Here is a 14,015-nt window from a genome sequence, read left to right as displayed (position 1 = left end):
CGCGCCCCCGCGCCCCCCCCCCCCGCCCCCCCCGCCGCCCCCCCCCCCCCCCCCCCCCCCCCCCCCACCGGGGGGGGGGCCCCCCCCCCCCGGCCCCCCGGCCCTTTTATGCGCTTTGTGCTGATGCGGTGCTACCGCGCCGTTCGCCCTCTCAGGCGGACTTGCGGCTGTCTCGCGGGTGCACCGCGATGTTCATGGCGCCGGACCGGAGAACCGCGAGTCGCTCCTCGAGGACCTCTTCGAGCTCCTCTCGGGTGCGGCGCTCCATGAGCATGTCCCAGTGCGTACGCGCCGGCTTGCCCTTCTTCTCCTCAGGTCCGTCGCCGTCCACGAGGAGTGCCTGGGCCCCGCAGACCTTGCACTCCCACTCCGGCGGGATCTCCGCCTCGACCGAGAACGGCATCTCGAAACGATGTCCGTTCTGGCATGCGTACTCCACGGCCTGGCGCGGAGCCAGGTCGATGCCGCGGTCGGTCTCGTAGCTTGTCACCACGAGGCGCGTGCCGCGAAGAGCTCGCTCACTCATGAATCGTGCCTCCCGGGCTTGTCGCCCACAGGACAGGTGTCGCTGTCGTCGTCATCCGGTCAACGTCCGGTCGGCGGTAAAGATTCCCGTTCTGGGTCATGCGTCGCCGTCGTATGCCGCCCCTTGTTGTACCCACCAGCGCCCGGTTTGTCACATCTAGTAGCAGATGTCACCCAGCGTTTCTGATTCTTCAGCTCGCAGTAACGGTCCGCCTGGCAGGCCAAAGGCGTACACTACCGCCCTTTGCCTCCAGTTGCTAAATCCGCCGGGGTACGGGATTGCCCGCGTCGTGTACCGCACGCCGTACGGGTACCCGTACGAGCAGGACGAAACCGAGCAAAAAGAACGCCACGAGCGAGCCGATCGCATCCCGGTAGCTCCCCGTGAGCTGATACGTGAGGCCGAAGATCAACGGTCCCAGCCACGCCATGCCGCGGTCACTGATCTCGTACGCGGAGAAGTACTCGGCCTCCTTCCCACGCGGGACCAGGTGCGAGAAGAGCGAACGGGACAGCGCCTGCGTGCCGCCCAGAACCAGGCCGATCCCCGCCGCGAGCACGAAGAACCACACGGGCGCGCCGGCGGGCAGGAAGTAGCCCGCCCCGATCGTGACCGTCCACGCCACCAGCGAACCGAGGATCGTGCGCTTGGCGCCGTACGTCCGGGCGAGCCGCCCCATGGCGAGCGCCCCGGCGACGGCGAGCAGCTGCACGAGCAGCACCGCGACGATCAGTGTCGACTGGTCGAGGCCCAGCTCCTCCGAGCCGAAGACGGAGGCCTGCGAGATCACCGTCTGGACCCCGTCGTTGTAGACGAGGTAGGCGAGCAGGAAGGCGAGCGTGTGGGGGTGACGGCGCATGTCGCGCACCGTCGAGCGCAGCTGCCGCCAGCCGCCCCTGGACGGCGCTCCCGCCTCGGGCGGCGCCGCCCGCCGGTCCCGCAGCCGCTTCAGGGGTACGAGGGTGAAGGCGCCCCACCACACGCCCGCCGACGCCAGACAGATGCGGACCGCGGTCGACTCGGAGACGCCGAAGCTGTCGTGGGCGAGGAACAGGACGAGGTTCGCCACCAGGACGAGGGCGCCCGCCGCGTAACCGAAGGCCCAGCCGCGCGAGGAGACCGCGTCGCGCTCCTCGGGGGGCGCGATCTGCGGCAGGTAGGAGTTGTAGAGCACCATCGAGACGGCGAGCGAGGCGTTGGCGACGATCAGCAGGAAGCCGCCGAGCAGGTAGCGCTCGCCGTCCAGGAAGAACATGCACGCCGTGGCGGCCGCTCCCAGGTACGCGGCCACGGCGAGGAGGGGCTTCTTGCGGCCCGTGCGGTCGGCGGCCGCGCCCGCCATCGGCATGACGAATACCGATACGAGCACGGACGCGGACACCGTGTACGCGAAGAAGGAGCCGGCGCGGACCGGGATGCCGAGCGGGTGCACGTACCCGTCCGGGTCGGCGGCAGCCTTGGCGATCTCCGTGAGATAGGGCCCCAGGAATACGGTCAGGACGCTCGTCGAATAGACCGAGCACGCCCAGTCGTAGAAGTACCAGCCCCGCTGCTCGCGCCGTCGCTCGGCGGTGTCGTCAGCCGCTGCCGCTGTCTTCACGGTGTCGGTGCCCACCCGTGACCTCGCTGTTCCCCGTGGTGCGACGCCGCTTCCCGGGATCCGGGGAGGTCAGACCCAGGCCCCCCGGTCCTTCAACACCCCGCGCAGCGTCTCGATGTGATCGGAAACTATGCCATCCACGCCGAGGTCGAGCAGGGCCGTCATCCGCTCGGCGTCGTTGACGGTCCACACGTGGACCTGCAGCCCACGCGCGTGGGCGGTGCGCACGAAGCGGTGGTCGACGACCCGGATCCTGCCGTGCGTCTCGGGCACCTGGGCGCAGACCGCGGAGCGGCGCAGGGCGGCGGGCACTCCGTAGGACACCATCCGCAGCGCCGCCACGCCCCGCGTGCCCAGCGAGGTGGCGAGGCGCGGGCCCGCCAGGCGCTGGGCCCTGGCCACGCGCGCCTCGGAGAACGAGCCGACGCAGACGCGGTCCCAGGAGCCGGTGCGGCGGATCAGGTCGAGCAGGGGGAGCAGCGCGGGCTCCGCCTTCACGTCCACGTTCCAGCGCACCTCGGGGAACGACTCCAGGAGCTCCTCGAAGAGGGGCACCGGCTCGCTGCCCGCCACGCGCGCGTGGCGCACCTCGCTCCAGGGGAGGTCGATGATGCGCCCCGTCGCGTCCGTCACCCGGTCCAGCGTCGTGTCGTGGAAGGCGACGAGCCGGCCGTCGGCGGTGGCGTGCACATCGGTCTCTATGTAGCGGTAGCCGAGGTCGACGGCGCGCCGGAAGGCCGCCGCGGTGTTCTCCAGGCCGTCCGCCGCGCCGCCGCGGTGGGCGAGGGCGAGCGGGCCCGGGTGATCGAGGTAGGGATGGCGTACGCGCGTGGTCACGGGTGCAGTATCGCCTGCTCCGAGGGGCCGCCGGAGGCTACGACGGCCGACGTTGCGGGCGCCGGCGCGGGGGCGGCGAAGCGGCGCAGGAAGAACTGGGCGAGCGGGCCGATCGACAGCGCGTACAGGACGGTGCCCACGCCGACCGTGCCGCCGAGCGCGAAGCCCGTGGCGACGACCGCCACCTCGATCGAGGTCCGGATCAGCCGGATGGAGCGGCCGGTGCGTGCGTGCAGGCCTGTCATCAGGCCGTCCCGGGGGCCGGGGCCGAAGGCCGCCGTGATGTAGAGCCCGGTCGCCACCCCGTTGAGGACGGTGCCGACCGCGAGCAGCGGAACGCGGACGGCGAGCGTGTGCACGTCCGGCAGGAGCGCCAGGGTGGCGTCCATCGCCAGACCGCAGACGAACACGTTCGACACCGTGCCCAAACCGGGCCGCTGCCGCAGCGGGATCCACAGCAGGAGCACCGCGGCGCCCACGACGATCGACACCACGCCGATGGTCAGTCCGGTCCGTTCGGACAGGCCCTGGTTGAGCACGTTCCAGGGCTCAGGACCCAGGCCCGCCGAGACCATCAGCGCGGAGCTCGCGCCGTACAGGGAGAGCCCCGCGTACAGCTTGACCAGCCGCCTCGTGAGGCGTGGCGTCAGCCGCGACCGCGGATGTGGCTTCGTACCGGACAAGGAACGCTCCCCCTGTAGTGCTGGTGGCCCGACGCATGACACCCTGTGGCTTGGAACCGGACCAAAACCATGGCCAATCCGGGGAAGGTGGACTGAAAATCATGGCTCAGTGGACTTCGGCGATGGGGTCGACACAGCTCGCCCGCCTTCTCGCCTCCCAGCAGGACCGCCCCACGGGCACCGGCTCGCGCCGCCCGCCCGCCTACCGCGCCCTCGCCGACGGCATCAGGCTGCTCGTCCTCGAAGGGCGCGTGCCCGTCGCCGCGCGCCTGCCCGCCGAGCGCGAACTCGCCGTCGCACTCGCCGTCAGCCGCACCACGGTCGCCGCCGCCTACGAAGCGCTGCGCACCGAGGGGTTCCTCGAGTCCCGCAGGGGAGCGGGCAGCTGGACCGCCGTCCCGGCCGGAAACCCGCTCCCCGCGCGCGGCCTCGAACCGCTGCCGCCCGAGGCGCTCGGCTCCATGATCGACCTGGGCTGCGCCGCGCTGCCCGCGCCCGAACCCTGGCTCACCCGGGCCGTCCAGGGCGCCCTCGAAGCCCTCCCGCCGTACGCCCACACGCACGGCGACTACCCCGCGGGACTGCCCGCCCTGCGCGAGATGCTCGCCGAGCGCTACACCGCGCGCGGGATCCCCACCATGCCCGAACAGATCATGGTGACCACCGGCGCCATGGGCGCCATCGACGCCATCTGCCACCTCTTCGCGGGCCGCGGCGAACGCATCGCCGTGGAGTCCCCGTCGTACGCCAACATCCTCCAGCTGATGCGCGAGGCCGGTGCCCGCCTCGTCCCCGTCGCCATGGCCGAGGGCCTCCAGGGCTGGGACATGGACCGCTGGCGGCAGGTCCTGCGGGACGCGGCGCCCCGGCTCGCGTACGTCGTCGCCGACTTCCACAACCCCACCGGCGCGCTCGCCGGCGAGGACCAGCGCAGGCAGCTCGTGGAGGCTGCCCGCTCGGCCGGCACGGTCCTCGTCGTCGACGAGACGATGAGCGAGCTCGGCCTCGACCCGGACCTCGCCATGCCGCGTCCCGTCTGCGGCTTCGACCCGGCGGGTTCCACCGTCATCACCGTCGGCTCGGCCAGCAAGGCGTTCTGGGCGGGCATGCGCATCGGCTGGGTGCGGGCCGCCCCCGACGTGATCCGCAGCCTCGTCGCGGCCCGCGCCTACGCCGACCTCGGCACCCCCGTCCTCGAACAGCTCGCCGTGAACTGGCTCCTGAACACCGGCGGCTGGCAGTCCGCCGTGGACGTACGCAGGGAGCAGGCCAGGGAGAACCGGGACGCGCTGGTCACCGCCGTGCGGCGCGAGCTGCCCGGCTGGGAGTTCGAGGTGCCGAGCGGCGGGCTCACCCTGTGGGTGCGCACCGGAGGCATCTCGGGGTCGCGCCTCGCCGAGGTGGGCGAGCGCGTGGGCGTACGGGTCCCGTCGGGGCCGCGCTTCGGAGTGGACGGGGCCTTCGAGGGGTATGTGCGGCTGCCGTTCACCGTGGGGGGCGCGGTGGCGGACGAGGCGGCGGCGCGGCTCGCGGCGGCGGCCCGGCTCGTGGAGACGGGCGCGGGCGCGGGCGCGCAGGCCGCTCATCCCTTCGTGGCCTGAGTCCGAGGCTGTTTCCCCTCGTGGCCTGAGGCTGACGCCGTTCTACGGAGTCAGCCCTCGGCGGGGACCGGCTGTACCCCGGTGGGCTTGGTGGCCTCGGGGACCTCGGGGGCGGGCGCGGGGGCGGGGGCGGGTGTGACGGCGTCCGGCCGGTCCGGCGGAGTGTTGCGCTCCGGCAGCAGCTCCATGACCGCCCGGCGGTGCGCCTCGCTGGTCGCGTCGTCGTACGGGTCGGGGGTCGCGGGCACCTGGAGACGGTGCACCTGCCCCGTACCGAGCCGGGCGTAGCCACGGCCCGGCGGCACGTCCGACGTGGGTGTCGTGTGGGGCGGCGCCCCGAGGACGTCCTCCACTTGGTCGGGCGTGGCGTATCCGAGCACTACACGCGCGCGCGTGTGCTGGTGCACGGCGTCGCTCAGCGCGTCCAGGCTGTCCAGCTGGTCCGCCACCACGACCGTCACGTTGGCCGCCCTGCCGTGCCGCAGGGGGACCTGCAGCAGTGACTGGGGGTCGGTGCGCCCGTCGGCCGCCGCGAGGTGCCCGAGCGCGCTCGGGTGGTCGAGGAGGATCCACAGGGGGCGCTTGGTGTCCTCCGGCGGCGGGTGCCCCGCCTGCCGGGCGCGGTTGGCGGCGATGAGCCTGCGCTCGGTCTCGTGCGCCGCCCATTCGAGGCTGGCGAGCGCTCCGGAGAGACCGCATTCGATGGCGAGAACTCCGGTACGGCCCGTCAGGCAGGCGTAGTCGCCGGTGCCGCTGCCTTCGACGATGAGGACATCGCCGTACCGGAGTGCTTGGAGCGCGATGGAGCGCAACAGCGTCGTCGTGCCGCTGCCCGGCTGGCCCGCGACCAGGAGATGGGGCTCCGTGGAGCGGATGCCGGTGCGCCACACGACGGGGGGTACGTCGCGCTGTCCCTCGGTCTCGGCCAGCGGCAGGGTGCGCTGGACGCCGGTCTCGTCGGTGAAGCCGAGGACGGTCTCTCCGGGGGCGGTGACGAAGCGCTGGGCGGCGATGTCGGTGGGCAGCGGGGGCAGGACCGTGAGGACGAGCTGGTTGGCCTCCTCGTCCCATGCGAAGTGGTACTCCCGGCCGCGGCCGGCCTTGGCGTGCAGCAGTTGCTCGATGCGCGCGCGGGACTCGGCCTCGCCGTCCGTGAAGTAGGCGGGGTAGTGCACGACGAGCCGGGAGATCCGCCCGGTGCCGTCGAAGTCGTACTCGGTGAAGGCCTTGTCCCATTCACCGCCGTGCGCGAAGACCGGGGCGGGGTCTTCGGGGACCGAGAAGTACGGGACGAGTGCTTCGTAGAGGGACTGCAGCCGCTGCACCTGTGCCTCGTCCGGGCCGGCCGGCGCCGGCGCGGTGCGCTCGCGGCCCGTCCACGCGGAGGCCGCCATCAGGGAGATGAGGGCGAGCAGCGGCCCGTAGGGCACGAGCGCCACGACCAGGACCACGGAGGCCACCAGGAACAGCAGCGGCCCGCGCTTGTCCTTGGGGGTGTCGGCCCACTTGCGCCGTCCGGCGGCAGCCAGCCGGCGCAGTCCGCGGGTGATCGTGATCAGCGGGTGGAGTACGTCGGTGGCGCTGTCGGCCGCCGACCGTGCCAGCTCCCGGCTCCGGGCGATGGACGCGGTGCCGTTGCTCAGAATGCGGGGGAGTGGGCGCCTGGCCACGTCTGTCTCCTGAAGGTGCGGGTGAACGGCGGGGACGTCAGAACTTGATCCCGCCGAGGAGGCTCGCCAGGCTCGCGCTGCCGGCCTTGATGCTCGGTGCGATGGCGGTGCCTGCCAGGAAGAAGCCGAAGAGGGCGCAGACCAGCGCGTGGGACGCCTTCAGTCCGTCCTTGCGGAAGAAGAGGAACACGATGATGCCGAGCAGCACGACGCCCGAGATGGAAAGGATCATGACGGTTCTCCTGGTTTCGTGGGGACAGTCACCATGAGTTCTTCCAGGTTCACAGCATGTATCCATGCGACAAAAGGTGCAAATGGGTTATTTTTCAGGGATTTCCCCTGAATGGAGGAGCCCGGCCGGGCGTTGCGGAAGCGTGCCCCGCAGGCTCCCTCTCTGCCGTGATCTTTGCCTCGGGCGGGCCGGGCCATGTGCCCGCCGGGGCAGTACCCTGTCGGTTCACTCGTACGGCTGCACCAGCAGCACACCCAGAAAGGCGGACGCCCCCATGAGCGAAGCCCCCGACCCCGAGGTCGTGGAGCTGGCGACCAAGATCTTCGATCTGGCCCGCAAGGGCGATGCCGCGGCGCTCGCCGCCTATGTCGACGCGGGCGTCCCGGCGAACCTCACGAACGACAGCGGCGACACCCTCGTGATGCTGGCGGCCTACCACGGCCACGCCGAGGCGGTCCGGGCCCTCGTGGAGCGCGGCGCCGACACCAACCGCGCCAACGACCGGGGACAGACGCCGCTCGCCGGGGCCGTCTTCAAGGGCGAGGACGCCGTGATCCGGGCCCTTCTGGACGGTGGCGCCGATCCGGCCGCCGGAACGCCGTCGGCCGTCGACACGGCCCGCATGTTCGGCAAGACGGAACTGCTTCAGCTGTTCGGGGCCGCCTGAGCGGGGTACCTGACCAGCAACAACGGGGGCGCTGGAAATGTGGTCGCGGCGGAGCTTACCGCCGGGTCATCATGACGACGTGATGCACGGACGCGACGGCGGGGCAGCAGGTGCCGCACCGCGTGGTCCGTGAGCGGCCCGCCCCCGGACCTCCCGTCCGGGACCCCTGGGCCATGGATGAGAGGCAGAGGAAGATGGTCTTCGACAAGCAAAAGACGGCGGGCGGCCCGACGTGTTGGCGCACGGCCAGGTAATGCGTGATTCCCGGTTGCGTCGACGCTTGATGTGAGGCTGTTTCCCATGTTCGATCCGGTCATAGCGCCCAGCGGTACGCTGCTCGGCCTGTTGCAGAGGGGCCGCGGCGACGGCACTCTGCACGCGCTCACCGCCCCACGCTCCGAGGCGCTCGCCGCCCTCGACCACTGCGTGCTGAACGATCCACGCCACGACTGGCAGGTGGAGAACCGTTCGCTGTACTACGCCCGGCTCTACCTCGACCTGCACGGCGGGCTCGGCGAGATCGAGCGCCACCTCTTCGATGCCGAGGACGTCCTGGACACGGACGACTCACGCACGGGCCTCGCCCTGGCCGTCCTCGGGCACCTCGCCTCGTACGGCAGGCAGGACGCCCTCGACCTGCTGCGGAGGTACGCGGCCTCCGGCTCCAACTGGGCCTGGGCCCTGGACGAGCTGGCGCTGCGGGACGACGACGCGGGCCTGCGCGCCCTCGCGGCCCCCGTGCTCGCCCGGTTCGCCCCCGACGCCGAGGGCGAGGCCGAGCTGTCCGCCGCCGTCCGCGACGCCTACGAACCACGGCCCTGGCGCCTCTGGGAGGAGGACCCCCGCGCCGACATCGGCGCCCGCGTGCGCGCCGCGCGGGAACAGGGCTCCTTCGACCGCTGGCAGCGCCAGATGCGGCCCTCGGGGCCACGCCCAGAGTGGAGCGTCCGGGCCATCTTCGACTGGGCGCAGGAGGGCCTGGAGCGCGGCTCCGTGCTCTACGTCCCCGCGGCCCGCTGCCTGGCCGCCGTCGCCGGCCCCGAGGACCGGCCCGAGATCATCGACGCCGCCCGCAACGGCTCGGACGGAGCGCGCGGCACCGCCCTGCGCTACCTCGCCGACGCCCACGATCCCGCCGCGCTCGACCTCATCGAGTACGCCGCGGAGGATTCCTCCCAGGTCGTGGTGGACGCCGCGACCGGCGCCTTCGAACGGATGCGGAGCGTCGCCGCCGTCGAGCGCGCCCGGCGCTGGGCCTACCGGCCCGACGACCTCGGAGCCGCCGCAGGACGGATGCTCGCCTGCCGGGGCGGCGCGCAGGACAGCAAGCCGGTCCTGGCCGCACTGCGCGAGGCGGTCCGCGGCGAGGGCCCGGACGCCCCCACGCTGTGGACCCTCGTCGACGGCGCGGGACGCCTCGGCATCGCCTGTGCCGCCCCCGTGCTGAGGCACGTCTACAGAGAGACCGCCTCCTCCCACCTCCGCGGCCGCGCCGCCCGCGCGCTGGCCGCCACCGACCCCACCTTCGCGGCCGGATTCGCCGTCGAGTGCCTGTGGGACTGCGAGGAGTCCACCCGGGAAGTCGCCGCGCGGCACGCCGAGACCGGTGACGCCCGTGTGGTCAACAGACTCCGGAGGCTCGCCTCCGACCCCGCCGAGGAGGACGACGTACAGAGCGCGGTACGGAGCAGGATCGGGCCCGACGCGCCCGCGGTGTAGTTCCGGGGCGCGCGCCGGGTCAGGTCCGGCCGGCTCCGACGAAACGTACCGGCGTTCCCGGCCGCGCCTGGGCCGCCGCCGGGAGGTCGGCCTCCCGGACGACCGCGACCACCGGGTAGCCCCCGGTGGTCGGGTGGTCGGCGAGGAAGACGACCGGCCCGCCGTCCGGCGGCACTTGGACCGCGCCGAGCACCATGCCCTCGCTGGGCAGTTCACCCGGGAGCGCCCGCTCCAGTACGGGGCCCTCGGTGCGCAGCCCGATGCGGTTGCTCGCGGACGACACCCGGTACGCGCGCGTGGTCAGGGTGTTCAGCGCCGCCGCCGTGAACCAGTCGGCGCGCGGGCCGAGCGTCACCCGGAGCACCAGCTCCCGGGGCGGCGCGGGCAGCGGGGCGACGTCCACGCGCGCGTGGACGGTGCCGGGGCGCCCCAGTGGCAGCACGGTTCCGTCCGCGAGCGGGGGCGGGCCGAGTCCGGAGAGCAGGTCGGTGGAGCGGCTTCCGAGCACCGGGTCGACGGCCACGCCACCGTCGAACGCGACATAGCTACGTACTCCGGAGGCAGCGGTCCCGACGTCCAGGAGTGCCCCCGCGGGCACCCGCACCGGCGCTCCCCAGGGCGCGGGGCGGCCGTCCACGGTCACCGGGCACGGCGCCCCGCCGACGGCGACCGTCACGGGCCGGCGGGGGCGCACGGCACAGCCGTTGAGGGTGGTCTCCAGGACGGCGGCGTCGAGCGGATTGCCCACCAGGCGGTTGACCAGGGCGGCCGCCGGCGGATCAAGGACCCCGGAACGGGGCACCCCCAGGTGGGCGTGGCCGGGGCGTCCGAGGTCCTGCACGGTGGTCAGCGCCCCGGCCCGCACGACGGCGAAGGCACGGTCGGTCATCACGCCCCCGCTGCCGTGGCGGTGGTCGAGGGCTCCCTCGGAGAGGTGCCCGTCACGAAGCGGACGCGTACGCCGGGGGAGAGCAGTGCGGCGGGCACGCGCGCGTGGTCCCACAGCACGGCGTCCGTCGAGCCGATCAGCTGCCAGCCGCCGGGCGAGGCCCGGGGGTAGACGCCCGTGTACGGACCCGCAAGGGCGACACTGCCCCGCGGGACGGAGGTGCGGGGCGTGGCCCGGCGCGGCACTTCGTAGCGCTCCGGCAGCCCGGTCAGATAGCCGAAGCCGGGGGCGAAACCGCAGAAGGCGACGCGGAACTCGGCGGCCGAGTGGATCCGCGCCACCTCGGCCACGGGCACCCCCCAGTGCGCCGCCACGTCCGCGAGATCCGGCCCGTCGTAGCGCACCGGGATCTCCAGGATGTCCCCCGCGCGCGCGGGCAGCGGCGGGACCTCCCAGCCGGGCAGCTCCGCCGTGACACGGCCGGGCTCGTCGAGACCGTCGAGGAGCACCGTGCGGGCCGCGGGGACGATCTCCCGTACCCGCAGGGAGCCTGCCGCACGGCGGCGCAGCAGCTCGGCGTGGAGGGCCTGGGCCCCGGCGCCGTCGGAGAGTTCGACGAGCAGGGCCCGGTCGCCGACCGGCAGGACCCTCACGCGAAGGCCTCCACCCGCACGCCCGCCGCCTCCAGTGCGGCTCTCACCCGGCGGGCCAGGCCCACCGCGCCCGGGGTGTCGCCGTGCAGGCACAGCGAACGCGCGCGGACCGCGATCTCGCGGCCCCCCTGGGACGTGACGACGCCCAGCCGTGCCATGCCGACGGACCGTGCGACGACGGTGTCCTCCTCAGTGATGACCGCTCCTTCACCAGTGCGTGGCACCAGCGTGCCCTCATCGGTGTAGGCGCGGTCCGCGAACGCCTCGGTGACGACCGGCAGTCCGGCCTTTTCCGCCCTCTCCAGGAGGCGTGATCCGGGCAGCCCCAGAAGGGGCAGCGAGGCGTCCGCGAGCAGTACGCCGTCGACGACCGCGCGGGCCTGCTCCTCGTCGTGGACGACGCGGTTGTAGAGCGCCCCGTGCGGCTTCACGTACGACACGCGCGTGCCCGCCGCGCGCGCGAACACCTCCAAGGCGCCGATCTGGTACGCCACTTCGGCCGCCAGCTCCTCGGCGGGCACGTCCATGGCGCGGCGCCCGAAGCCCGCCAGGTCCCGGTAGGACACCTGCGCGCCGATCCGCACCCCGCGCTCGGCGGCGCGGTCGCACACCCGGCGCATGGTGACCGCGTCCCCGGCGTGGAAGCCGCAGGCCACGTTGGCGCTCGTGACGACGGACAGCAGCTCCTCGTCGTCGGTGAGGCGCCAGCGGCCGAAGCCCTCGCCGAGGTCCGCGTTGAGATCGATGGGGGCCGTGCTCATCCTCGTGGGTCTCCCGTAGTGGTCGAAGGGTGCTGTCCGCGTCTCCGAAGGCCGCTGTCCGCGGCGGTCAGACCACGCGGTACTGCTCGTCCCTGGCGTCGGTGATGAACATCCGGCCCGGCGCGTGCGTGATCGCGAAGGGCGGCCGGGACGCCATCACGGCGGCCTGCGGAGTCACCCCGCACGCCCAGAACACCGGGATGTCGTCCGGCTCGGCGGTCACCGCGTCGCCGAAGTCGGGCCGGTCCAGGCGCGCGATGCCGAGGCCGCCGGGATCGCCGCAGTGCACCGGACTGCCGTGCACCGCGGGCATCAGGGCGCTCTCCCTGATGGCGTCGGCCAGCCGCCGGGGCGGCACCGGACGCATCGACACCACCATGGGGCCGTGCAGGCGCCCGGCGGGGCGACAGGGGCGCGAGGTCACGTACATCGGGACGTTGCGGCCCTGCTCGATGTGGCGCAGCGGCACTCCGGAGTCGGCGAGCGCCCACTCGAAGGTGAAGCTGCAGCCGATGAGGAACGTCACCAGGTCGTCGCGCCAGCGCCCGACGACGTCCGTGGGCTCATCGGAGAGCTCGCCGTGCTCCCACACCCGGTAGAGCGGCAGGTCGGTGCGGAGATCGGCGCCGGGGGCGAGCGGAGTGGTCCAGGAGCCCGCGTCCGTGACGTCGAGCACCGGGCAGGGCTTCGGGTTGCGCTGGCAGAACAGCAGCATCTCGTACGCCCAGTCGGCGGGGACGGAGATGAGGTTGGCCTGGGTGAAGCCCGCCGCCCAGCCGGCGGTGGGACGGGTCTCGCCCGAGCGGAACGCCGCGCGGGCCTCCCTGGCACCGCGGATCACGCGCGTGTCGCTGTTCACAGCAGCTCCCTCCCCCGCGTCTCCGGGAGGCCGAGCAGCGCGACGACGGCGAGGCCGTAACCCACCGCTCCGAAGACCAGCGCTCCGCCGACACCCCAGCTGTCGGCGAGGAAGCCGACCGTGGTCGGGAAGACGGCGCCGACCGCGCGCCCGGTGTTGTACGTGAAGCCCTGCCCCGTACCGCGCACGGCGGCCGGGTAGAGCTCGCTGAGGAACGAACCGAAGCCGCTGAAGATCGCCGACATGCAGAAGCCCAGCGGGAAACCGAGCACAAGGACAAGGCCGTTGGCGCCGTCGGGGATGTTCGTGTAGGCGAGGATGCAGGCCGCGGAGAGGAACGCGAAGAGCGTGATGTTCCGTTTCCGGCCGAGCTTGTCGGTGAGGTACCCGCCGGTCAGATAGCCGAGGAAGGCGCCGGAGATCAGGAAGGTCAGATAGCCGCCGGTGCCGACGACGGTGAGACCCCGGTCGCTCTTCAGGTACGTGGGCACCCAGGTGGCCAGCGTGTAGTAGCCGCCCTGCACGCCCGTGGACAGGAGCACCGCGAAGCACGTGGTGCGCAGCAGTCCCGGCTTGAAGATGGCCGTGAACGACCCCTTGTCGGCGCTCTTGCGCCGCTCCTCGGCGGCCTCCGGGGCGTCGTGCACATTGCGGCGCACGTAGATCACGAGCAGCGCGGGCAGGGCGCCGGTCCAGAACATCACGCGCCAGGCGACGTCGTCGTCCAGGAACTGGAACACCAGGGTGTAGACGATCACCGCGAGCCCCCAGCCGACGGCCCAGGAGCTCTGGATCGCGCCCAGCGTGCGACCGCGGTGCTTGGCGGTGGTGTACTCCGCGACGAGGATCGCGCCGACCGCCCACTCGCCGCCGAAACCGAGCCCCTGGAGGGCGCGGAAGACCAGCAGCGTCTCGTAGTTGGGCGCGAAACCGCAGGCGACGGTGAAGACCGCGTACGTGATGACGGTGATCATCAGCGCCTTGACGCGGCCGATCCGGTCGGCGATCACCCCCGCGATGGCGCCACCGACGGCGGAGACGACGAGCGTGACGGTGGTGAAGAGCCCGGTCTGGCCGCTGTCCAGGCCGAAGTACGCGGCGAGGGCCACCATGCTCAGCGGCAGCGTGAAGTAGTCGTACGAGTCGAGGGCGTAGCCCCCGAAGGCGCCGCCGAAGGCCCGGCGGCCGCGCGGGCCGAGGGCACGCAGCCAGCCGAACGGGCCGCTGTCGTCGGGGAGTTCCTCCTTGCCGAGGAGTATGTCGGCCGGGGCGGTCTTGGGTGGTGGGGTCGTGCTCATGGGCACCTCGCAGAAGAGGG

The 14,015-nt window shown here is 72.9% G+C and carries 13 protein-coding genes and 1 pseudogene; 3 read left to right on the top strand and 11 right to left on the bottom strand.

The features are described from left to right. Positions 1-151: 151 nt before the first annotated feature. The 4 genes from ACI2L3_RS29575 to ACI2L3_RS29560 form a co-directional block, all read right to left on the bottom strand. Positions 152-526 (bottom strand): RNA polymerase-binding protein RbpA, encoded by a 375-nt coding sequence (locus ACI2L3_RS29575; protein WP_030360404.1) that lies wholly within the window; start codon positions 524-526, stop codon positions 152-154. A gap of 256 nt (positions 527-782) precedes the next feature. Further along, positions 783-2,141: an MFS transporter gene (locus tag ACI2L3_RS29570; RefSeq protein ID WP_404755448.1), complete on the bottom strand. Its 1,359-nt coding sequence runs from the start codon at positions 2,139-2,141 to the stop codon at positions 783-785. 54 nt (positions 2,142-2,195) lie between these two features. Beyond that, positions 2,196-2,963, bottom strand: a complete 768-nt coding sequence (locus tag ACI2L3_RS29565) for a glycerophosphodiester phosphodiesterase (RefSeq protein ID WP_404755447.1) — start codon at positions 2,961-2,963, stop codon at positions 2,196-2,198. After that, positions 2,960-3,646 carry a YitT family protein gene (locus tag ACI2L3_RS29560; protein WP_404755446.1) on the bottom strand — a complete coding sequence of 229 codons (687 nt, stop codon included), beginning with the start codon at positions 3,644-3,646 and terminating at the stop codon, positions 2,960-2,962. Before ACI2L3_RS29560 ends, ACI2L3_RS29565 begins: the two co-directional genes overlap by 4 nt. A 101-nt stretch (positions 3,647-3,747) precedes the next feature. Here ACI2L3_RS29560 and ACI2L3_RS29555 point away from each other — a divergent pair, with 101 nt between their 5' ends. Beyond that, positions 3,748-5,247 carry a PLP-dependent aminotransferase family protein gene (locus tag ACI2L3_RS29555; protein ID WP_404755445.1) on the top strand — a complete coding sequence of 500 codons (1,500 nt, stop codon included), beginning with the start codon at positions 3,748-3,750 and terminating at the stop codon, positions 5,245-5,247. 50 nt (positions 5,248-5,297) lie between these two features. On the opposite strand, the gene ACI2L3_RS29550 is transcribed toward ACI2L3_RS29555, so the two are convergent. Together ACI2L3_RS29550 and ACI2L3_RS29545 are read right to left on the bottom strand one after the other, a co-directional pair. Next, a complete protein-coding gene (locus ACI2L3_RS29550) occupies positions 5,298-6,917 on the bottom strand; it encodes a hypothetical protein (protein WP_404755444.1) in 1,620 nt (539 codons plus the stop codon). Positions 6,918-6,954: 37 nt separating this feature from the next. Next, positions 6,955-7,149, bottom strand: coding sequence for a hypothetical protein (locus ACI2L3_RS29545; protein WP_362994889.1), 195 nt, complete (start codon positions 7,147-7,149; stop codon positions 6,955-6,957). A gap of 274 nt (positions 7,150-7,423) precedes the next feature. On the opposite strand from ACI2L3_RS29545, the gene ACI2L3_RS29540 reads away from it, so the two are divergent. Together ACI2L3_RS29540 and ACI2L3_RS29535 are read left to right on the top strand one after the other, a co-directional pair. Continuing rightward, positions 7,424-7,816 (top strand): ankyrin repeat domain-containing protein, encoded by a 393-nt coding sequence (locus tag ACI2L3_RS29540; protein ID WP_404755443.1) that lies wholly within the window; start codon positions 7,424-7,426, stop codon positions 7,814-7,816. A gap of 300 nt (positions 7,817-8,116) precedes the next feature. Then, a complete protein-coding gene (locus tag ACI2L3_RS29535) occupies positions 8,117-9,535 on the top strand; it encodes a HEAT repeat domain-containing protein (RefSeq protein ID WP_404755442.1) in 1,419 nt (472 codons plus the stop codon). 19 nt (positions 9,536-9,554) lie between these two features. On the opposite strand, the gene ACI2L3_RS29530 is transcribed toward ACI2L3_RS29535, so the two are convergent. The 5 genes and pseudogenes from ACI2L3_RS29530 to ACI2L3_RS29510 form a co-directional block, all read right to left on the bottom strand. After that, the gene (locus ACI2L3_RS29530) at positions 9,555-10,424 is read right to left on the bottom strand and encodes a biotin-dependent carboxyltransferase family protein (protein ID WP_404755441.1); all 870 of its coding nucleotides are present in this window, start codon (positions 10,422-10,424) and stop codon (positions 9,555-9,557) included. After that, positions 10,424-11,077: an allophanate hydrolase subunit 1 gene (locus tag ACI2L3_RS29525; RefSeq protein WP_404755440.1), complete on the bottom strand. Its 654-nt coding sequence runs from the start codon at positions 11,075-11,077 to the stop codon at positions 10,424-10,426. The genes ACI2L3_RS29530 and ACI2L3_RS29525 overlap by 1 nt, the downstream gene beginning before the upstream one ends. Continuing rightward, positions 11,074-11,838, bottom strand: coding sequence for a LamB/YcsF family protein (locus tag ACI2L3_RS29520; protein ID WP_404755439.1), 765 nt, complete (start codon positions 11,836-11,838; stop codon positions 11,074-11,076). The genes ACI2L3_RS29525 and ACI2L3_RS29520 overlap by 4 nt, the downstream gene beginning before the upstream one ends. 67 nt (positions 11,839-11,905) lie before the next feature. After that, positions 11,906-12,664: pseudogene (locus ACI2L3_RS29515) on the bottom strand (putative hydro-lyase); the annotation flags it as partial. A 29-nt stretch (positions 12,665-12,693) separates the two neighbouring features. Further along, on the bottom strand, positions 12,694-13,995 hold the full coding sequence (locus tag ACI2L3_RS29510; protein ID WP_404755438.1) for an MFS transporter: 1,302 nt from the start codon (positions 13,993-13,995) through the stop codon (positions 12,694-12,696). Positions 13,996-14,015 lie beyond the last annotated feature (20 nt).

Origin of the sequence: Streptomyces sp. NPDC029674, from assembly GCF_044903205.1 — a bacterium.
GTDB lineage: Bacteria > Actinomycetota > Actinomycetes > Streptomycetales > Streptomycetaceae > Streptomyces.
This window is presented reverse-complemented; position numbering and strand designations above follow the sequence as displayed.

Excerpts from the sequence above, each read along its gene's own strand:
- ACI2L3_RS29575 (WP_030360404.1), bottom strand. The coding sequence starts at position 526 with ATGAGTGAGCGAGCTCTTCGCGGCACGCGCCTCGTGGTGACAAGCTAC.
- ACI2L3_RS29555 (WP_404755445.1), top strand. The coding sequence starts at position 3,748 with ATGGCTCAGTGGACTTCGGCGATGGGGTCGACACAGCTCGCCCGCCTT.
- ACI2L3_RS29545 (WP_362994889.1), bottom strand. The coding sequence starts at position 7,149 with ATGATCCTTTCCATCTCGGGCGTCGTGCTGCTCGGCATCATCGTGTTC.
- ACI2L3_RS29540 (WP_404755443.1), top strand. The coding sequence starts at position 7,424 with ATGAGCGAAGCCCCCGACCCCGAGGTCGTGGAGCTGGCGACCAAGATC.
- ACI2L3_RS29535 (WP_404755442.1), top strand. The coding sequence starts at position 8,117 with ATGTTCGATCCGGTCATAGCGCCCAGCGGTACGCTGCTCGGCCTGTTG.
- ACI2L3_RS29530 (WP_404755441.1), bottom strand. The coding sequence starts at position 10,424 with ATGACCGACCGTGCCTTCGCCGTCGTGCGGGCCGGGGCGCTGACCACC.
- ACI2L3_RS29520 (WP_404755439.1), bottom strand. The coding sequence starts at position 11,838 with ATGAGCACGGCCCCCATCGATCTCAACGCGGACCTCGGCGAGGGCTTC.
- ACI2L3_RS29510 (WP_404755438.1), bottom strand. The coding sequence starts at position 13,995 with ATGAGCACGACCCCACCACCCAAGACCGCCCCGGCCGACATACTCCTC.